Origin of the sequence: Gilvibacter sediminis (assembly GCF_028561565.1) — a bacterium.
GTDB classification, from domain to species: domain Bacteria; phylum Bacteroidota; class Bacteroidia; order Flavobacteriales; family Flavobacteriaceae; genus Gilvibacter; species Gilvibacter sediminis.
Genome location: NZ_JAQQTE010000004.1, coordinates 158,832 through 176,248, shown reverse-complemented (window position 1 = coordinate 176,248; position 17,417 = coordinate 158,832). Strand labels below are relative to the sequence as shown.

Sequence of the window (17,417 nt, the reverse complement as noted above, 5' to 3'; positions counted from 1 at the left end):
GTTATACGCGTCCTTTGAGGGCATTGAATACCCAGGCAATACAAAAAAATCCTATACCCACGGCTGCAAAGCCCCAGCCTGCTACATCATCATACTTAAAGGCACCCATGGCTATTAGCCCTAAGCCCACCAAGATCATGATGGTCGTGGCCCAAGCCAAGACAGTGTTCTTGTTCATTCCCATACGTTTTAGTTTTTTAGCGAGGAAGACAAATATCGCACATTTTTAACAAAAAAAGCAGCCCGAAGGCTGCTTTGATGTGGAGGATCCTAATCCTTATCCTGCAGTTGCAGACAGGTATCCCATTTTGCCCATTTGATAGTCTCTGAGCGCTTCCATGATCTCCGTCTGTGTATTCATCACATACGGACCCCAACTGGCAATCTCCTCATGGAAAGGTTCGCCACTCAAAAACAAGAGTTGGGCGTCTGCTGTGGCCTTTAACGTAAAGCCATCACCGTCTTGTTCAAAGGTGACCAACTGATCTGCCTTCTCCATCAAATTGTATTGTTCATTGACGTTCACAGCTCCATGCAACAGATACAAAAGCGAGTAATGCGACTGCGCCAAAGGCAAATTCAATTCAGCACCTTCTTTGAGCTTAATCATATAAGCGTTCACAGGAGTTTGCGTTTCGATCTTGCCTTGTAATTCGTCAAGTTCACCTGCAATGACCTGCACGCTAGACAATCCGTCTTCACCTTGAAATACTGGAAAATCTTCATCGCGTACGTGCTGATAGTTGGCAGGCATCATTTTTTTAGATGCAGGCAGATTCAACCAAAGCTGAATTCCCTCTAAAGTTCCGCTGCGCTCAACGAATTCCTTGGTAGGGCCTTCCGCATGGATGATACCGCGCCCGGCGGTGGTCCATTGCACGTCTCCACTTTTCACAACACTCTCATTACCTAAAGAATCGCGGTGGAGTTGCTCTCCCTGGATCAAAAAAGTAATGGGCTCAAAGCCGCGGTGTGGGTGTGGCCCAAGATCAAAGGGATTCGATTCCGCACTGATCTCATAAGGTCCGTAATGGTGCAGCAGCACAAAGGGATCAACCATTTCAATACTGCGCGTTGGGATGGGTTGCCGAAGTTCAATCGGTCCCATATTTACAAAAGGACTCTGTCCTAACTGTTTTACACTTGCTCTTTTCATTTTGTTTTTCCTTTCTTATCTAATTTTATCAAGCAGCGCGCTGAGCTGTTTCGCTTCTGCCTGACTTAAGTTTTTAAGCAGATGAGTATTCGGATCGCTTCCGATCTCATCCAACAAAGCCAAACCGGCTTTGGTTATTTCTACATGCACCACACGTCTGTCTGTAGCGCAAGGTTTGCGTTCCATAAGGCCCTTGCCGCAGAGTTTATCCATAAGCCGCGTGGCATTTGGCGCTCTATCTATCATACGCTCCTTAACGGTTTGTGTAGGCATCGGGCCGCCTGCTCCTCTCAAGATTCGCAATATGTTGTACTGCTGCGGAGAGATGCCAAAAGGTTTGAATCGGGCGTTCAAATGATTGTTGATCCAATTGGCCGTGTACATCACATTGATCAAAGCCTTGACCCGCTCTGAGCTGAATTTCGATTGTATTTCTTTAGAAATATCGCCCATATCCTACCCGTTAACGGCTGCTTCAAAGGATTCAAGTTGCGCTTTAAAAGTGGCCGCTAGATCATTATCAACAATTCCAGACTCACTAAAATTATCTCCAAAGCTCGGTAAGGAGAATTGAGCCACAATGTTTCCACCCATATACGGGAATCGTCCAGCGGCAATGTCTAAGACCGTTTGTCCTCCACGACCTCCAGGAGAGGTAGCCATCAAGAACATAGGAACTTCAGACCACAGTTTTCCGTCAATACGCGACATCCAATCAAAGAGATTCTTAAATACCGTAGCATAAGCTCCGTTGTGCTCTGCAAAAGAGATCACAATGCCATCTGCTGCTTTGATCTTATCCAAAAAGGCCTGAGCGTTCTCAGGAATTCCGGCCTCCTGCTCTAGATCTATTCCGTAAATAGGCAGTGGATAGTCGTTCAAGTCGAGTACTTCTACCGCTGCTCCGTCTACTTGATTGGCCGTATACGTTGCGAGTTGTTTATTGATTGAGGTTTTACTGTTGCTTGCCCCAAAGGCGATTATCTTTTTCATAATGTGATTGTGTTTCTGGTACAAATTTAAAAAGAATAAATTTATTTTCCAAGGTAACTATTTCCATGTAAATATTTAGGAAGGATTTATGGTTAGCAAACCTCTGGAATCCTTTGGTATTTCGTAATTTTGACAAAATCCACATTCATGGATCTAAGCTTCAATAAAAACGAAGACCACAATAAATTACTGCGTTCTGACCTCAGAAATCGCCTGGCAAAAGTCAAATTAGGAGGCGGTGAAAAGCGTATTGAAAAGCTTCATGCTAAGGGTAAAATGACTGCTCGTGAGCGTATTGACTACCTATTGGATGACAAAAAACCGAGTATTGAGATCGGTGCCTTTGTTGCAGACGGTATGTATAAAGAACACGGCGGTTGTCCTTCTGGAGGCGTTGTGGTAAAGATTGGATATGTGAAGGGCGTACAATGTGTAGTTGTAGCCAACGATGCTACTGTGAAGGCTGGAGCTTGGTTCCCCATTACCGCTAAAAAGAATTTAAGAGCACAGGAGATTGCCATTGAGAACCGTCTGCCTATTATCTATTTGGTGGACAGTGCCGGTGTTTATCTACCGATGCAGGATGAGATCTTTCCAGACAAAGAACACTTTGGACGCATCTTTAGAAACAATGCGGTTATGAGCAGCATGGGCATTGTACAGATCGCTGCTGTTATGGGAAGCTGCGTAGCCGGTGGAGCTTACCTTCCTATCATGAGCGATGAGGCTTTGATCGTGGATAAGACGGGAAGCATATTCCTTGCGGGAAGTTATTTAGTGAAAGCCGCCATTGGTGAATCCATAGACAATGAAACTTTGGGCGGAGCCACTACCCATTGCGAGATCTCTGGAGTTACGGATTACAAATCCAAAGACGACGCTGACGCGCTAATAACTATCAAAAACCTAATGAGCAAGCTGGGAGAGAATCCCAAGGCTGGCTTTAATAGAATAGCGGCAAGCAAACCCGCCAAAGACGCTGAAGAGATCTTTGGCCTGCTCCCCGCCTCTCGCGCCGAGCAATATGACATGCGCGAGATCATTGAGCGCTTGGTTGACAATTCAGAATTTGAAGAATACAAAGCGGGTTATGGACAAACCATTTTGACCGGTTATGCCCGAATTGACGGCTGGGCCGTTGGTATTGTTGCCAATCAGCGGAAGATCGTCAAAACCAAAAAAGGTGAAATGCAATTCGGGGGAGTGATCTATAGCGACTCCGCAGATAAAGCCACGCGTTTTATAGCCAATTGCAATCAGAAAAAAATTCCATTGGTGTTCCTGCAAGATGTAACCGGATTTATGGTAGGGTCCAAAAGTGAGCACGGCGGTATCATTAAGGATGGTGCTAAAATGGTGAATGCTGTGAGCAACAGTGTGGTGCCTAAGTTCACCATCGTTATTGGAAATTCATACGGAGCTGGAAACTACGCCATGTGCGGTAAAGCCTATGACCCAAGACTTATTGCCGCTTGGCCAAGTGCAGAACTGGCTGTGATGAGTGGAAACTCAGCAGCTAAGGTGTTGTTGCAAATTGAAACGGCATCGCTTAAAAAGGCTGGAAAAGAGATCTCTAAAGAAGAAGAGTCTGCCCTTTACGACAAGATCAAAGCGCGTTATGACGAGCAGATCTCTCCCTATTACGCTGCGGCACGTCTTTGGACGGATGCAGTGATCGACCCGATGGACACCAGAACCTGGATCAGTATGGGGATTGAAGCCGCGAACCACGCACCTATAGAAAAGCCTTTCAACATGGGAGTGCTTCAAGTTTAGTTTGTATCTTAGGGTACTAGCTAAACAATCTATGAACTCATCAATCCAAAGGACTGCCCTTCTTTTACTGGCAGTCACCTTCTTTGCTTGTCAAGAAGCAGAAGAACCCAAAACCTATGCAATTAGTGGAACCATCAGTGATTATGACGGTTATCTCTTTTTGAATTATACCCATCCAGGAGACTCGACCTATCGGGTAAAAGATTCCGTTAAAGTTGAGAATGGACGCTTTAGTTTTAATGGTGAAGTACCCTACCCTGTTCAAGGCTATCTGCATATGCAGCCGCCCTCTGGCGTAGCTTACCTCTACGTTGAGCCCGGAGAAAGTGAGGTCTTTCTAACTACTGCCTCTCAGCCCTCAGGAAACGAAACCTATTATATGTTCACTTCGGATTCTATAGTCGGTTCCTACGGAGATCAGCTCTCCGATAACTTTCAAACCTATCGCAAAAGCATCAAAGACAATCCAGATTACAATACGCTAATCATTGACAAGGTGGCGGAAATTGTAAACGCCAATCCCTCCCATCCCTTTGCTGGGAAATTATTGGCCGATTACACCATGGATCCAAAATTCTTAACAGTCGCGAGAACTGAGGAGCTATTGGCCGTTTTGGATAAAGACGTTCAAAGCCCAGACGACCTGATGTTGATTGACAATAAGATCATAAAGGATACCCGTTATGCGCCAGGAAAGCCAGTTGGTAAGATTGAGCTCATCAATACTGAGGGAGAACTCACTGCCTTAGATCCCACGCAGAGTGCATATACGCTAGTGGATTTTTGGGCGAGCTGGTGCCGACCCTGCTTGGAGAAAATGCCAGAATATGTGGAATTGCTCTCCAATACCGAGCGCAAAGACCTTATGATCTTTGGAGTTTCCATAGATGAGGATACCAGAGCTTGGAAAGCCGCTATTGAGAAATACGAACTCAATTGGCAGCAGGTTGCGGACACCTTAGGCTTTGACAGTCCAACAGCAGAACAGTTTTATCTGCTTTCCATTCCGAGAAACATCTTAATTGACAGCACGGGTACGGTGGTTGAAGCCGATATCAAACTGCATGATTTACAAGCACGATTCTTAAAATAAATTGAGCACCACCCTATCTCCAGGCATTAAAAGAAGCGTCTATCTCTTGCTGTTGATCTTAGCAGGAGAGGCGGTCTTTATTCTGCCTTTTGTTTTGATACGCGTCTTTGGAAAGACTTTTTTAGATGCCTTTGAGATCACCAACTTTCAAATTGGCACTGCCCAATCCATCTATGGAATTGTAGCCTTTGGCGCCTATGTTTTTGGCGGACCACTCGCCGATAAATATCCCGCTCGAAAATTAATGGCCGTTTCCCTTTGGGCCACTGCAGCTGGAGGCTTGTATATGGCTAGCTATCCTTCTATAATAGGCTTAAAGATCCTTTTTGGGTATTGGGGTTTTACGACCATCTTTTTGTTTTGGGCTGCCATGATCAAGGCCACGCGTGTATGGGGTGGCAATCAAAGTCAGGGCCGTGCTTTTGGTATTCTTGACGGCGGACGCGGCTTGGTCGGAGCGCTTTTCGCCTCTATGGGTATTTGGATATTAGCTGCATTTTCTTCTGCGGATATCACTGAAATAAGCCCGGCAGAGCGGCAAGAGGTATTCTCATACGTGATCTACACTACCACGGTCATTGTCAGTGTAATTGGAGTTTTGGTTTGGTTTTTTATGAAATCCGACACCGAAGGAGAAACCACACTCAGTAAGATCAGTTGGCAAGATATCTGGACGGTTCTTAAAATTCCTGCAGTTTGGCTTTTAATGATCATCATACTGTCTGCTTACGTAGGCTATAAATTGACCGATGTATTCTCACGCTACGCGCGAGACGTTATGGCCTTTAATGAGGTAGAGGCTGCAAAGACTGGCGCTACACTTCTTTATTTACGTCCAATAACCGGCTTGCTCTTTGGCTTTTTAGCAGACCGATCTCATGTGACCGGTTGGTTGACCATCAGTTTTGTGCTGAGCGTGATTGGTGCTGCTTTGTTTGGCTTCGGATTCATTGAAGCTGATGCTACCTATTTCTTTGTTATGGGAGTCTTGCTATGCGCTACAGGTATTTACGGGGCTCGCGCTCTGTACTTCGCAACACTTAAAGAGAGTAAGGTTCCTGTGCTCCTCACAGGTACAGCGGTAGGTTTAATTTCACTGATCGGATATACTCCCGATATCTTTACCAGCCCAGCCATGGGCTATTTGATTGACACTTGGCCGGGAGCTCAAGGATACCGCTATGTATTCTTAATGCTTGGAGGTTTTGCTCTTGTGGGGCTTTTGGCTTCTTTGGTGCTGCTGCGGATCAACCGAAAATAAATCCGTACCTTTTTGGTTGCAACTATACAACCATTCATGAAATCATTCACACAACGCTTTAGCCTTTTCATGGCTTTATGCTTCACACTAATTTCTTATGCCCAAACCGAAGGTGAAGGGCCTTACGACCAACTAATCATTCGCGGAGTTACTTTGATCAACGGAGACGGCTCTCCTCCTAGAGGTCCTATTGACATCGTCGTAGAAGGAAACCGGATCACCCAAATTCAAGTTGTGGGATATCCTGGGGTGGAAATTAAAGATTCCAGCAGACCAAAACTCAAAGCCGGTGGGCGTGAACTAGATGCCACAGGCATGTATCTGCTTCCTGGATTTGTCGATATGCACGGACATATCGGTGGTGTGGCTCAAGGCGCAGACTGGGACTATGTGTTCAAATTATGGATGGCTCATGGGATAACGACGGTTCGGGAACCTTCTGGGCGTGGCATTGACTGGACTTTAGACTTAAAAAAGAGATCTGCAGCCAACAGCATCATCGCCCCTAGAATATTTGCATATACAGGATTCGGACAGACTTCAAGCAGTTTTAACCCTTTGGATGATGTACCGATCAGCACGCCAGAATTGGCCCGACGCTGGGTTAGAGCCAATGCGGAACGCGGCGCGGACGGGATCAAATTCTTTGGCGCAGAACCTGAGATCATGACAGCAGCCTTAGATGAAAACCGCAAGCTTGGTTTGCGTTCTGCAATGCATCACGCGCAGATGAGTGTTGCGCGTTGGAATGTATTACACTCCGCTCGTGCCGGATTGACCAGTATGGAGCATTGGTACGGCTTGCCCGAAGCACTTTTTGACGATAGGACGGTTCAAAACTATCCGCTGGATTATAACTATCAGAATGAACAACATCGTTTTGGAGAAGCCGGTAAACTCTGGCAACAAGCTGCGGAGCCTTATTCAGAGCATTGGAATGCGGTTATGGAAGAACTGCTTTCGCTAGACTTTACACTAGATCCAACCTTCAATATTTATGAGGCCAGTCGGGATCTGATGCGTGCGCGTAGAGCGGAATGGCACGAGGACTACACCTTGCCTTCTCTTTGGCGTTTTTACCAACCCAGTAAGATCTCTCACGGGAGTTATTGGCACTTTTGGGGAACTGAGCAGGAAGTGGCCTGGAAAGAGAATTACCGCCTTTGGATGACGTTCATCAACGAATACAAAAATCGTGGAGGCCGCGTTACCGCAGGCTCTGACAGCGGTTTTATATTTCAACTCTACGGTTTTGCTTACATCAGAGAACTTGAATTGTTGCGCGAGGCCGGATTCCATCCTTTAGAAGTAATTCGATCTGCTACCTTAAACGGTGCAGAGGCCTTAGGTGCCGATCAAGATCTCGGTTCTATACAGATCGGTAAGCTGGCAGATTTTGTGATCGTAGAAGAAAATCCGCTTGAAAATCTCAAAGTGCTTTACGGCACGGGTGCCATCAAACTTACAGAAGACAACGAAGTGGTTCGTGTTGGCGGGGTAAAATACACCATCAAAGACGGCATCATCTATGACGCCAAAGCCTTATTGGCAGACGTAAAAGCCATGGTAGACGCCGCCAAAGAAGCGGAAGGCTTCACTTTACAGCAACCTGGAATCAAAGATTAATTACCGGGAATGGCAATGATGGCCTCTTGGCGCTTATTGACGTATCTAAAGCCCTTAGGGCCGTAGAATCCAGCTTCTTCTAACATTACGCGAATGTCTTTATCCCAGGGTTCAATACGCACCGTGGTATTGAGTTCAATGGCATAGACCGTATTGGGATATAAAGGATAATCCCCATTAACAGGAACGCCACCTTGAGAATCCCACATACCAATGGTAGGACCACTGCTGTGGCCATAAGTTCCTAAAGGATGTGTGTAGATGGATGGGCGCAGTCCTTCTGCTTTGGCCTCTCCTAATGATTTTAAAAGGATCTCGTTCCCGCTACGACCGGTCACAAAATTGCCGGTGAGTATGTCCTGCAATCGATTTCCGAGTTTAAAAGCATCCGCTAAATAACTAGGAACCTCGGTCTCCCCTTCTTGTAAAACATAGGCGTGTTGCTGGCAATCTGTATTGAGCCCGATATAGGTTATTCCAAAGTCACAATGTAGCAAGTCTCCAGGCATAATGGTTTTGTCTTTATAGCCATTGGAAAAAGACTCTATATGACTCTTTAGCGCTTCATCACTGCGTTGAATATCCACAGTTGGGTGAAACCAAGTCTCCAACCCAAGGTCGGTCACCTTTTGACGCATCCACCAAACCACATCATCAGAAGTTGTTACTCCAGGAGTGATCACTTTGCGTGAGAATGCCTCTGCAATGATATCGTGAGTGATCTGCACCAAGGTGTTGTAGAGTTCCATTTCCATCTCCGTACGGGTTTCTATCCAACTTATGGCGAGCTTTTCTGCGGATACCAATTTAGCTTCTTCTTCGGGAGGTAAGGCCCCCAAGAGTCCCTCGTAATCGGTCTTGACAAGACCATCAGCAATTCCGAAGTAATCTGAAGTATTGATCCCGATCTTCTCAGGGTTGCGCTCTTTGATCAAACGTACCAAAGCCTTCCATTGATCCGGCTCCTCTTCTTTATTCCAAGCAGACTGTATGTTCTCTCCCACGTTATAACGCGCCACGGCCAATTTATCAATAGTCCCATTAGCAGCGTCTCGATAAAAAACCAAAATGGTGCGTCTGCGTGCGTTCAACCACTTAGCAGGCAACATGGTGCGCATTACTGGATCTTCATTATACTCTCTAGAAATTAGGATCCACATATCGATCCCAGCTCGATCCATGAGTTCGGGTAGCAGATTGTTGAATCGATCTGCAAGGATCTCATCTTTAAGGGTGGCACGGTCACGCTCTGAAAGAATCTCGTATTGACCAAAAACAGACTGTGTCAGCAAAAAAGCGACGAAAAATAGAATTCTCATGATGGCTGGATTAAAGCCTAAAGATACAAAACAACTATTGCTTCTTTATGTTCTGATACGGATTGATCAGACTGTCCGTTTTCATACTGCGTTGTATGCGCTGCTTGAAGGAATTGTCAATGATCTCTGGAGTATTCAGGTAGGCATCAATGCGCGCAAGGGCCCGCTGTACCTCCGGGTGAAAGAACACCATCGCTTCCTGATATCGAACCGCGGGCTCGCTCAAAACACGCGCTAAAGGCGGTTCTACCACGCCCCATTGCCGCAGGTTATAATTCTCATAATCACGCAGCACCCAACTTATGGTGTCGTTATGTCTTTTGATGTACTTCATAAGCCTGACCGGGTCATCCACATCGCCGCGCAAAACCGCTTTTACCCGCTCATAGGTAATGCGATGGGGCATCATAATGGGTTCCACCACAAATCCTTTCTTTTCGATCTTATCAAAAACATAGCGTGGCAACTTATCAATGGAGACCACAGTAGTTAAGATGGCTGCAAGCTCTCCGGATTTCTCTTGAGTAACCTTTTTAAAATTCCAATCCTCGAGCACTTTATAGGCTACGTAATAATCCAAAGAATTTATAATATTGACAAAAACCGGCTGGATCTTGGTGTGATAATCCCCGGATTCTGCTTGGAGCGTCTCATAGATCTCCAAGGTGCTGAGCATACCGGAATTCTCAAAATACCCTCCGTCTACATAAGTTCCCTTACCACGGATCTCTGCAGATGGGCTAAAGAGCGGAAAACGATTGGTGGTAGAGACTGCACCAAAATAGGTCAAACCACATTCTCCACAGCTGTCTTTAAAGTCTGAAAGGTTGTCTGCCGCTGGGAAGGTGTTTGGCGCAAAATTAACCGTACTCACTACCCCTTGGCGACCAATGGTAGAGGTAGTATTCATGATTAGTATAGGAAACTTGCCTTTGCGCTTTTGCTGTAATTCCCACCAATAATCAGAGAAGGTTTTGGTGTGGTAGCGATCTCCCATACCCGTAAAGCGCGCATGGTCCTGCATACTCTTATAAGATCTGTCCTTGCCGTTATAGGTTAGCGGAATGTATTCTCTAAGCCAATCCTTACCCAATAGATACACAAGCTCATTACTCAATACGTTGGAAGTTCCGATATTGTATATGGCTTCCGCTCTAGCCGCAGGATCATCGTTCTCATTGACAATGGAAGCGTAATTGGCAATCCCCACAGCACCACCAGAAACACCGCTCATCACCAAGGTCTCTGCACTGAAATTACCGTCGCTGCGCTTGTCCAGTTCATTGAACAGTAGCATATTCCACAAATTGGCCTTAAGCCCTCCTCCGTAGGACCCTACAAAGAAAAAGTTGCGTTTGCCACCATTGGGAATATCTTTGGTGCGCCTCTCCAGATACTTATCGGAATTGATCTGAGGCTGCTCCCTTTCTATTACCGCTAACTCGTGCAAATCATTAGGCAAGGAGGTGCTGTAAAAGGCCCACCCAATAAGCAGGATGACCAACACAGGTATTCCATAACGGAACCATTCGCGATATTTCTTAACACTCGTAGCGCTGCGCTGATAGAACAGTATGTGTTTAAAGGTGATGATGATGATCGAGTAGAACAAAATGATGTAGAGCAGGATAATCACTAAGGGATTCAATGCTTGTGCGAGTTCAAAACTAAAATTAGCCGCCAACAAGATCACAAATGAAGACACCCCACTGATCTGCATCAAGATCAAATAGCGGACGTTATCACTGAGTTTCCCATATTGCTTGAGGTACCATTGCTCCCCCAACTTGGGTTTGGGATGATATTTTAAAAAAAGCTGTCTGCGATTCTCGTCAAACATGTCCGAATTGTAATCATACAAGGCTTGAGAATAGAAGACATACTTAAAATAGGTTCGGCACAGTTTAAAGTAGATGTATAAGAACAGCTGCAAGCCCAAGGTGACTAAGAAAAATAGAACTGTCCAGCGGCTCCACCCGAAATAGATGGCGCAAACCGTAGTCAATGCAACCATGAACAAACAAAAGGCAAAGTATTTTGGAAAACGAGCTACATAACGAACTATGGTTTTAATCACTTCCTGTTTCTGCAGATCGGAACAGTTTGGATCTGTCAAGGTCTCCTTCCAAAAGGTATACTCCTGCCCTTTTGCCGCGTAGATGATCAAGGATAGGATCAACAAGAAGGCTGTGATCTGCGATGCATTGAAATACAAGCCGTAAAAGCCTTCTGCCACCCCGAGAATGATGTGAAACATAGCGATGTACAGCAAGATCCCCAAGCTCCTTCTCAGCGAACTTACGCGCTTATTACCAAAGCTTAGTGCTGGCTTCTCTCCAGGTAATAATTGGGTTCCGTAATAGATGATCCCCCAACCTGCAAACCGGTGCCAGGTCTTTGCCATAAAAAGTTTGATCCCGGTATTATGACCGTGGAGCCATATATCGACATAAACGGGGAAATGACTCAGAATGATTGCTAAAAAGGTCAACAAAGCGAACAATAAAACAATATTCCAAGGGTTGTTGAACAAATCCACAATGAGCGTTCCTCCTTGCGGCATGGCGGTGAGCAAGAGGTAAACGATCGCTATAAAGAGTATGCTTAAAATGGAGGTTTGGAAGAATCGGAACCACGAACGGAAATCTGTAAAAACAAACCGTTTTAAGGCCCAATAGAGAAAGAGTCCTATGGTAAGTCCATAGGCCACAACCTTAGCATCTGAAAAGAATGACGCCCAACCCTTCCAATAAAAAAGATAAGCAAAGCCTTCAATGACATCAAAAACATAGGCAAAGAAAACCACTATGGTGAATACGTGGATCAATCCGAACTTGCGGGTTCTGAGGTCGCTGCTTTTAATGCGATTCATCTTCATCACTATGTTGACCAGTAGTGATAGAAAGACCAGAGCCCAGACAAAATCAACGATAAAAAAGGCCCGATACCACAGCAGTTTGCCGTTGTTGACAATGTATTTGGTGATCAGGTCAAAATTCTCAAATTTGCCGTGTTGGGGCGCAGCGATATAGTCGTTAAGTCTAAATTTTGCTGTACAGAAGAGCAGGATCAGTGAAAGAAGTATCCACAGGATGACTAATGGATTGAGCCCTTTAAGAAACCATTTTTGCATAGTGTAAAATTATGCGGGGAGGGACATTCAGAAAGCTTAGCTCAAGGTAGAAAAAAAAATGATACGACTATAGATTCACCTTAAGTACCGTTTGTTCTTTGCCTAGATCTTCAAGACGAACCAGTTGAACTTCCTGCTTTTGGTTTGGCGTTCCAAAATCATAAATGACCGTTACCTTCAAATAGGTCGGCAGCGCATTGTCTCCCGTGATCTTGCCTTTGTAATTGACGTTGAACAGCCACTCGCCCACATCTTGATTGGTCATGAAGAACTCTTCCAGACCATAGCCCAAGGATTGCTCATCTGCCCAGCGGAAGGCATCTGAAGTTTGGTCGTGCTTCCAGGTAAAAAAACGATTCTGCGGGTTCACGATCTGCAGATCAAAAGCTGCGTCGTAATCACTCCACTCAAAGACCACTCGTGCTCGGTGAGTCACATTGCTTTTGAAAAAATCGCGAACTCCGGTAAGATCTAAATTGCGTCTGTGACGGAACAAAAGGTTTTTATACTCTTTCACATAGGTGGATTGCAAATTCCCCAATTGACCGTTTTGCGCTAAGGTCTTGTTGTCAATGGCTTTGTAAATTTCTAAAGCCTCCTTAGGCATGCCGGCTGCTTCTTGAGCCAAGGCCAAATTGCGGTAGTTTTGAACCTGCTCTGGCCAAGCTTCCACGAGCTCAGCATAGATACTTAGGGCTTCCTTATATAGGCCGAGGTTCTCGTATTGATAGGCTGTTGCGCGTAATTCACTGGCTGATTTTGCTACGAGCTTTGCGTTGGATAAAACTCGAGAGACCAATACATCGTTGTTCCAATCCTTGAAATAACTTGCTGCATCAATAAAGAATGACGAACTACGTCCGTAGCGCTGACGCTGATCTAAATAAATATTATAGGCCTCGTCTATATTATTCGCACGCTGCAGGGCTTTCATATAGGGGGTATCTGGCAGGGCCGCCATATCTTCTGCGGTTCCGGTATAGGTCGCGGTAGTTCCTAAAGGAATGGCGCTATCACGTGTGGTTCCTTTACTCACTGCAGCTGTTTTAGTAGTGACCAAGATCACTCCGTTTCTACCCAAAGTACCGTACTTATTGGTTGCAGCCAGACCTTTTAAAACGGTGATGTCTGCAATATTTGCAGGATCTAATAATCCGCCTTGACCAAAAATAGATCGATCATTAAGCGTTCCAACTCCGTTATTTCCGGTGGTAACCCCACTCAAAGCACCAGGACTGCTTTCAATGGGCACACCATCTACTACGATGAGCCCGGTTTGATCCAAAAGTATAGTCATATTGTTCCCACGTGATAAGAACTGGGTAATGTCCTGATCGGGTTTGAGGCTTATGTTTGAAAACTGCCCTTGAATGGCGGTCTCTAGCGTGATGTCCTGATCGCTGATATCTTCATCGGTAATGGTTTCTATATTATATCCGAGGCGTTTTCTAGCCACGCGCATATTGCCTGTATTGACCTCATCTTCATTGGATTCTAAGGTTGCCGTAAGGATCACCTCATCCAAAACCTCACTCCCAGCGATCATTTGCACATTCTTTACACCATCTTCTGGTACGCGAGTCAAAAGACTGTTCTTCCCTACATAAGTGAATTCTAAGATTCCATTGATCTTGGCATTCAAACTGTAATTTCCTGAGGCATCGGTCATAGTGCGGGCGCCCGTTTCTCGATTAAAGACCGACACACCATCTAAAGGTCCATTGGCATCGGCAACCGTTCCACTCACGGTAATGATACCATCCCCTGCAGGAACTTCCTTAGTAGTTGCAAAAACGTTGAAAAAGGTACCGCCAGTGCGCAAGGCAAGCCCTTCCAAACCTTTTTGATTGGAATTGGTCACACTGCAGATCACGTTGATCTTATGGTTGAAATCAGATGGAAACGATTGCAGATCTGCGCGGCCATTGGTGACCAAGATCACATCAGAATTTATCCCCTCAAAAAGATTGTCATAATTCCCAGCACCGTCATAAATACTTTGTTCTAACTCTCTTCGCAGTCCGTTCCAATTCCCAGACGTTATTGTATAATTCCCTTCTTGGATTACGGTATTGCTAAACGCAATATACCGCACCTTCACCTCAGGGTTTTGATTGAAATAGGAATCCAGAAACTGCAATTCGGCAGCAAAATCCTTGTCCTGCATATCATAGGAGGTATCGTACAAAAGGGTAAGCTGTTTAACAGCATCTTGCGCCAAAGAATTGGCCAAACAAACAAAGGAAAGGGATAAGAGAAGTGCAAGTCTTTTCATGTCAATAGTGGTTAGTTAGTCCAAGCGGATTTCATGATACCAGTTCCCTAAAGATAATTGATATTCTCTTTAGTTGCTAGAGACCTCCGCTTAAGTTCAAAAAAACGAATGATCTTCCAAAAGCTGGGTAAATCCGTTAAAGGCTTACTGTCAATCGCAGCAGTCCATGCTCCAGATACTGCATAAAAAAAAGGGCCTGAGGCCCTTTGTATTAGTTGTTTCTGTTTCTGCGTTTCTTTTTCTTCTTCTTTTTCTCACTGAAATGCAATTCCCCAAAACGCGCTACCTGCTCCTCTGTCAATACAGTCACCAAGTTGCCAGAAAGTTTCTCGTTGAGCTTTTTGTAGGACTGTTGCTTTACATCATAAGCGATGGATTCGTCAGCCATAATGCCCATTTTCTCCTTTTCATATTCCACAATGAAATTCTTGACCACCGCCTTTTCAAAAGCGTCTAGTTCAAACTCCGTTGCATACAGATCCATTTTCTCATCAATATCCTCTAAAGTATTCTCAATGGCAATGGCCCCTTGATCTCTAGGAAGCGGTGGCGGGACGTATCCGCGTTGTCCGCGTTGGATCTGTCCGAGGTTTTGTGCCGCGGCAGTACCTAAGGATCCGAAGATCAAAATTGTTATCAGGAGTAAATTCTTCAACTTCATCAGTCTATCTTTTAGAGTACAAATATCTTAAATTTCACTTAGAAAAGTCAAAAACCATACCAAGGATTAACTTTTATTCGGGTAATTCTGCAATAAGGATAGGATTTCATTACGACGGATCTTTCCGGTTTCCGTATATCTAAATTTAGAGACCCCGTAGATCTTTTTAGGTCGAGAGTATTTAGGCAAGCCGTCAAACAAGCCTTTATGGACGCCAGAAGGACTCCCGTCTGGAGAAGGACTCTCTACTACCAGTACCACCCGTTGTCCCAAAACAGGGTCTGGCTCTGCTGCAATGAAAAAAGGAACATCTAATTGTTCTTCTAAGGCTGATTCTACCTGTTCTGGAAAGATCTTAATTCCACCAGAATTAATGACATTATCAATGCGTCCCAACCACTTGAATTCCGTTTCGCTGATCAACTCCACCAGATCATTGGTCACGACAGGAACTGATGAGATTCCAGGAGCCTCAATGACCAAACAGCCACGAGGATCCAGAGAAAGACTAACCCCAGAAACCGCTTTGTAATTTGCAGAAGCAGCAGCTCCGTTCAATCGTCTGAGCGCAATATGGCTCACCGTCTCGGTCATTCCGTATGAAACAAAAGCTTTGGTAGCTACATCTTGAAGGGCCTGCTCCAATTGCTTGGATACCATTCCTCCGCCAATGAGCAAGGTGCCTACTTTTTCCAAGGCGCTGATGGAATGCATGGCCTGGGCCGGGACCATAGCCACAAAGTCATAGGCCGAATCATATTCGGTCAATGCTTCCATGGAAGGGGCAACCACGTGCAAATGCCAACCCAGGGTCAAGGCGCGAACTATCATCATTTTCCCAGCGATAAAATCAGAAGGCAAACATAGTAAAGCCTCTGTTTTAGGGCCTAGCTCTAAAGCCTCACCCGTCGTCTTTGCGCTGTGAACCATCGCATTTTTAGAGAGCTTTACTGGCTTAGGAGTTCCCGTTGAACCGGAGGTTGTTGTTATGATGTGGCCCTCATTATTTGCCCACTCACTAATAAAGGCGGCAAGCGCCATTTCATGAGCCGCTCCCTGCTGTTGCAAAACAGCAGTAAACTCCAAGAGATCCTGAGCACTGTCGTAGCTCAGACCGTTGAGTTTAAAATCAGGATGGACAAACATTTTAATGGGGGAAATTTTTGTTTACAGGAAGTCGATTGGGTCTCGCTCTGGGGGAGGCGGTACCTTCCCAAAGAGTCGGTCTGACCAATTTTTCCATTTGTAGCGGAAGGCCATTATGGCGATGAATATTGGATAGATCACCAATACAGGGACCAATACGTCAAATCCTGCTGCGGGTTCTGATACATCTAAGAATACCGAGTTGGTCTTAAAAACGGTCCAATCTGCAGTGACCAAAAGGGCTGCGATTAGGTTGTTACCGGCGTGAAAGCCCAAGGCGAGTTCCATCCCCTCATCCATCAAGGTGATGATTCCTAAGAACAAACCGGTCCCGATATAATACACCATCACTATATTCCCGAGCTTATCTACCTCCGGATTGAAATAGTGCAACATTCCAAAAATAAAGGAAGTGATCAAAAGCGGCAACCAACGGTTTCTGCTCATCACACCGATTCCTTGCATGAGATACCCTCTAAACAAGTACTCTTCCATGCTGGTTTGTAAGGGTATAAAGATCACCGCGATCAATGCCAAGATGGCAAAAAGCTTGGCATCAAACTGTAACACATAATCGTCCGGATTGCCGTAATAATCCATAATTGTGAGCACCGTTGTGGTCACTCCAATGAGTAAAAAGCCGAACCAAAATCGGCCCCAATCAATCTTTTTACGAGAAGTAGTTAGACTGGTAATGCTTTGTTTATGAACGTATTTCACCCATAGAAACAAAGCCAAAAGTCCTACTGCAAAGCCCAAGAGCATAAAAAAGAAGGTGCTGTTGGAATCTAAAATGTTGAGCATATCGGTCTCGTCAGTGAGTTCCAGCATGCTTCCGCCCTCTGCAGATTGCTTCATAAAAATGGCTACAACAAAAGGAATAGAACCCAATTGGGTTCCGATAAATACCATGACCACCCCCAAAAGGTAGCGCCACGGTTGGTAAAGTGATTTATACGCCTGTGCGATATACATGAC

The 17,417-nt window shown here is 45.2% G+C and carries 14 protein-coding genes; 4 read left to right on the top strand and 10 right to left on the bottom strand.

The window, feature by feature from the left end:
* Position 1 precedes the first annotated feature (1 nt).
* From POW22_RS08020 to POW22_RS08005, 4 genes are all read right to left on the bottom strand, one after another.
* A complete protein-coding gene (locus tag POW22_RS08020) occupies positions 2 to 184 on the bottom strand; it encodes a CAL67264 family membrane protein (RefSeq protein ID WP_272832119.1) in 183 nt (60 codons plus the stop codon).
* 93 nt (positions 185 to 277) lie between these two features.
* Positions 278 to 1,156 (bottom strand): pirin family protein, encoded by an 879-nt coding sequence (locus POW22_RS08015; protein WP_272832118.1) that lies wholly within the window; start codon positions 1,154 to 1,156, stop codon positions 278 to 280.
* Positions 1,157 to 1,171: 15 nt separating this feature from the next.
* Complete coding sequence (locus tag POW22_RS08010) at positions 1,172 to 1,609, bottom strand: MarR family winged helix-turn-helix transcriptional regulator (protein WP_272832117.1); 438 nt, start codon at positions 1,607 to 1,609, stop codon at positions 1,172 to 1,174.
* A gap of 3 nt (positions 1,610 to 1,612) precedes the next feature.
* Positions 1,613 to 2,149 carry an NADPH-dependent FMN reductase gene (locus POW22_RS08005; RefSeq protein ID WP_272832116.1) on the bottom strand — a complete coding sequence of 179 codons (537 nt, stop codon included), beginning with the start codon at positions 2,147 to 2,149 and terminating at the stop codon, positions 1,613 to 1,615.
* A 147-nt stretch (positions 2,150 to 2,296) separates the two neighbouring features.
* Between POW22_RS08005 and POW22_RS08000 the strand changes: the two genes are divergently transcribed.
* The 4 genes from POW22_RS08000 (at position 2,297) to POW22_RS07985 (ending at position 7,905) form a co-directional block, all read left to right on the top strand.
* The gene (locus POW22_RS08000) at positions 2,297 to 3,925 is read left to right on the top strand and encodes an acyl-CoA carboxylase subunit beta (protein ID WP_272832115.1); all 1,629 of its coding nucleotides are present in this window, start codon (positions 2,297 to 2,299) and stop codon (positions 3,923 to 3,925) included.
* 31 nt (positions 3,926 to 3,956) lie between these two features.
* Positions 3,957 to 5,018: an AhpC/TSA family protein gene (locus tag POW22_RS07995; protein ID WP_272832114.1), complete on the top strand. Its 1,062-nt coding sequence runs from the start codon at positions 3,957 to 3,959 to the stop codon at positions 5,016 to 5,018.
* Position 5,019: 1 nt separating this feature from the next.
* On the top strand, positions 5,020 to 6,279 hold the full coding sequence (locus POW22_RS07990; protein ID WP_272832113.1) for an MFS transporter: 1,260 nt from the start codon (positions 5,020 to 5,022) through the stop codon (positions 6,277 to 6,279).
* Between the two features lie 69 nt (positions 6,280 to 6,348).
* A complete protein-coding gene (locus tag POW22_RS07985; RefSeq protein ID WP_272832587.1) occupies positions 6,349 to 7,905 on the top strand; it encodes an amidohydrolase family protein in 1,557 nt (518 codons plus the stop codon).
* Here POW22_RS07985 and POW22_RS07980 read toward each other — a convergent pair.
* The 6 genes from POW22_RS07980 to POW22_RS07955 form a co-directional block, all read right to left on the bottom strand.
* Positions 7,902 to 9,224 (bottom strand): M24 family metallopeptidase, encoded by a 1,323-nt coding sequence (locus POW22_RS07980; RefSeq protein WP_272832112.1) that lies wholly within the window; start codon positions 9,222 to 9,224, stop codon positions 7,902 to 7,904. The genes POW22_RS07985 and POW22_RS07980 overlap by 4 nt on opposite strands.
* A gap of 34 nt (positions 9,225 to 9,258) precedes the next feature.
* Positions 9,259 to 12,357: a hypothetical protein gene (locus tag POW22_RS07975; RefSeq protein WP_272832111.1), complete on the bottom strand. Its 3,099-nt coding sequence runs from the start codon at positions 12,355 to 12,357 to the stop codon at positions 9,259 to 9,261.
* Between the two features lie 67 nt (positions 12,358 to 12,424).
* Positions 12,425 to 14,632 carry a carboxypeptidase-like regulatory domain-containing protein gene (locus POW22_RS07970; protein WP_272832110.1) on the bottom strand — a complete coding sequence of 736 codons (2,208 nt, stop codon included), beginning with the start codon at positions 14,630 to 14,632 and terminating at the stop codon, positions 12,425 to 12,427.
* Between the two features lie 211 nt (positions 14,633 to 14,843).
* A complete protein-coding gene (locus POW22_RS07965; RefSeq protein WP_272832109.1) occupies positions 14,844 to 15,293 on the bottom strand; it encodes a hypothetical protein in 450 nt (149 codons plus the stop codon).
* A gap of 66 nt (positions 15,294 to 15,359) precedes the next feature.
* Positions 15,360 to 16,439 (bottom strand): AMP-binding protein, encoded by a 1,080-nt coding sequence (locus POW22_RS07960; protein WP_272832108.1) that lies wholly within the window; start codon positions 16,437 to 16,439, stop codon positions 15,360 to 15,362.
* 21 nt (positions 16,440 to 16,460) lie between these two features.
* The gene (locus tag POW22_RS07955) at positions 16,461 to 17,414 is read right to left on the bottom strand and encodes a CPBP family intramembrane glutamic endopeptidase (protein ID WP_272832107.1); all 954 of its coding nucleotides are present in this window, start codon (positions 17,412 to 17,414) and stop codon (positions 16,461 to 16,463) included.
* Positions 17,415 to 17,417: the final 3 nt, after the last annotated feature.

Bases quoted from the DNA above. Each gene is read 5' to 3' on its own strand.
- POW22_RS08020 (WP_272832119.1), bottom strand. From the start codon at position 184: ATGGGAATGAACAAGAACACTGTCTTGGCTTGGGCCACGACCATCATG.
- POW22_RS08015 (WP_272832118.1), bottom strand. From the start codon at position 1,156: ATGAAAAGAGCAAGTGTAAAACAGTTAGGACAGAGTCCTTTTGTAAAT.
- POW22_RS08010 (WP_272832117.1), bottom strand. From the start codon at position 1,609: ATGGGCGATATTTCTAAAGAAATACAATCGAAATTCAGCTCAGAGCGG.
- POW22_RS08005 (WP_272832116.1), bottom strand. From the start codon at position 2,149: ATGAAAAAGATAATCGCCTTTGGGGCAAGCAACAGTAAAACCTCAATC.
- POW22_RS08000 (WP_272832115.1), top strand. From the start codon at position 2,297: ATGGATCTAAGCTTCAATAAAAACGAAGACCACAATAAATTACTGCGT.
- POW22_RS07995 (WP_272832114.1), top strand. From the start codon at position 3,957: ATGAACTCATCAATCCAAAGGACTGCCCTTCTTTTACTGGCAGTCACC.
- POW22_RS07985 (WP_272832587.1), top strand. From the start codon at position 6,349: ATGGCTTTATGCTTCACACTAATTTCTTATGCCCAAACCGAAGGTGAA.
- POW22_RS07980 (WP_272832112.1), bottom strand. From the start codon at position 9,224: ATGAGAATTCTATTTTTCGTCGCTTTTTTGCTGACACAGTCTGTTTTT.
- POW22_RS07975 (WP_272832111.1), bottom strand. From the start codon at position 12,357: ATGCAAAAATGGTTTCTTAAAGGGCTCAATCCATTAGTCATCCTGTGG.
- POW22_RS07970 (WP_272832110.1), bottom strand. From the start codon at position 14,632: ATGAAAAGACTTGCACTTCTCTTATCCCTTTCCTTTGTTTGTTTGGCC.
- POW22_RS07965 (WP_272832109.1), bottom strand. From the start codon at position 15,293: ATGAAGTTGAAGAATTTACTCCTGATAACAATTTTGATCTTCGGATCC.
- POW22_RS07960 (WP_272832108.1), bottom strand. From the start codon at position 16,439: ATGTTTGTCCATCCTGATTTTAAACTCAACGGTCTGAGCTACGACAGT.
- POW22_RS07955 (WP_272832107.1), bottom strand. From the start codon at position 17,414: ATGTATATCGCACAGGCGTATAAATCACTTTACCAACCGTGGCGCTAC.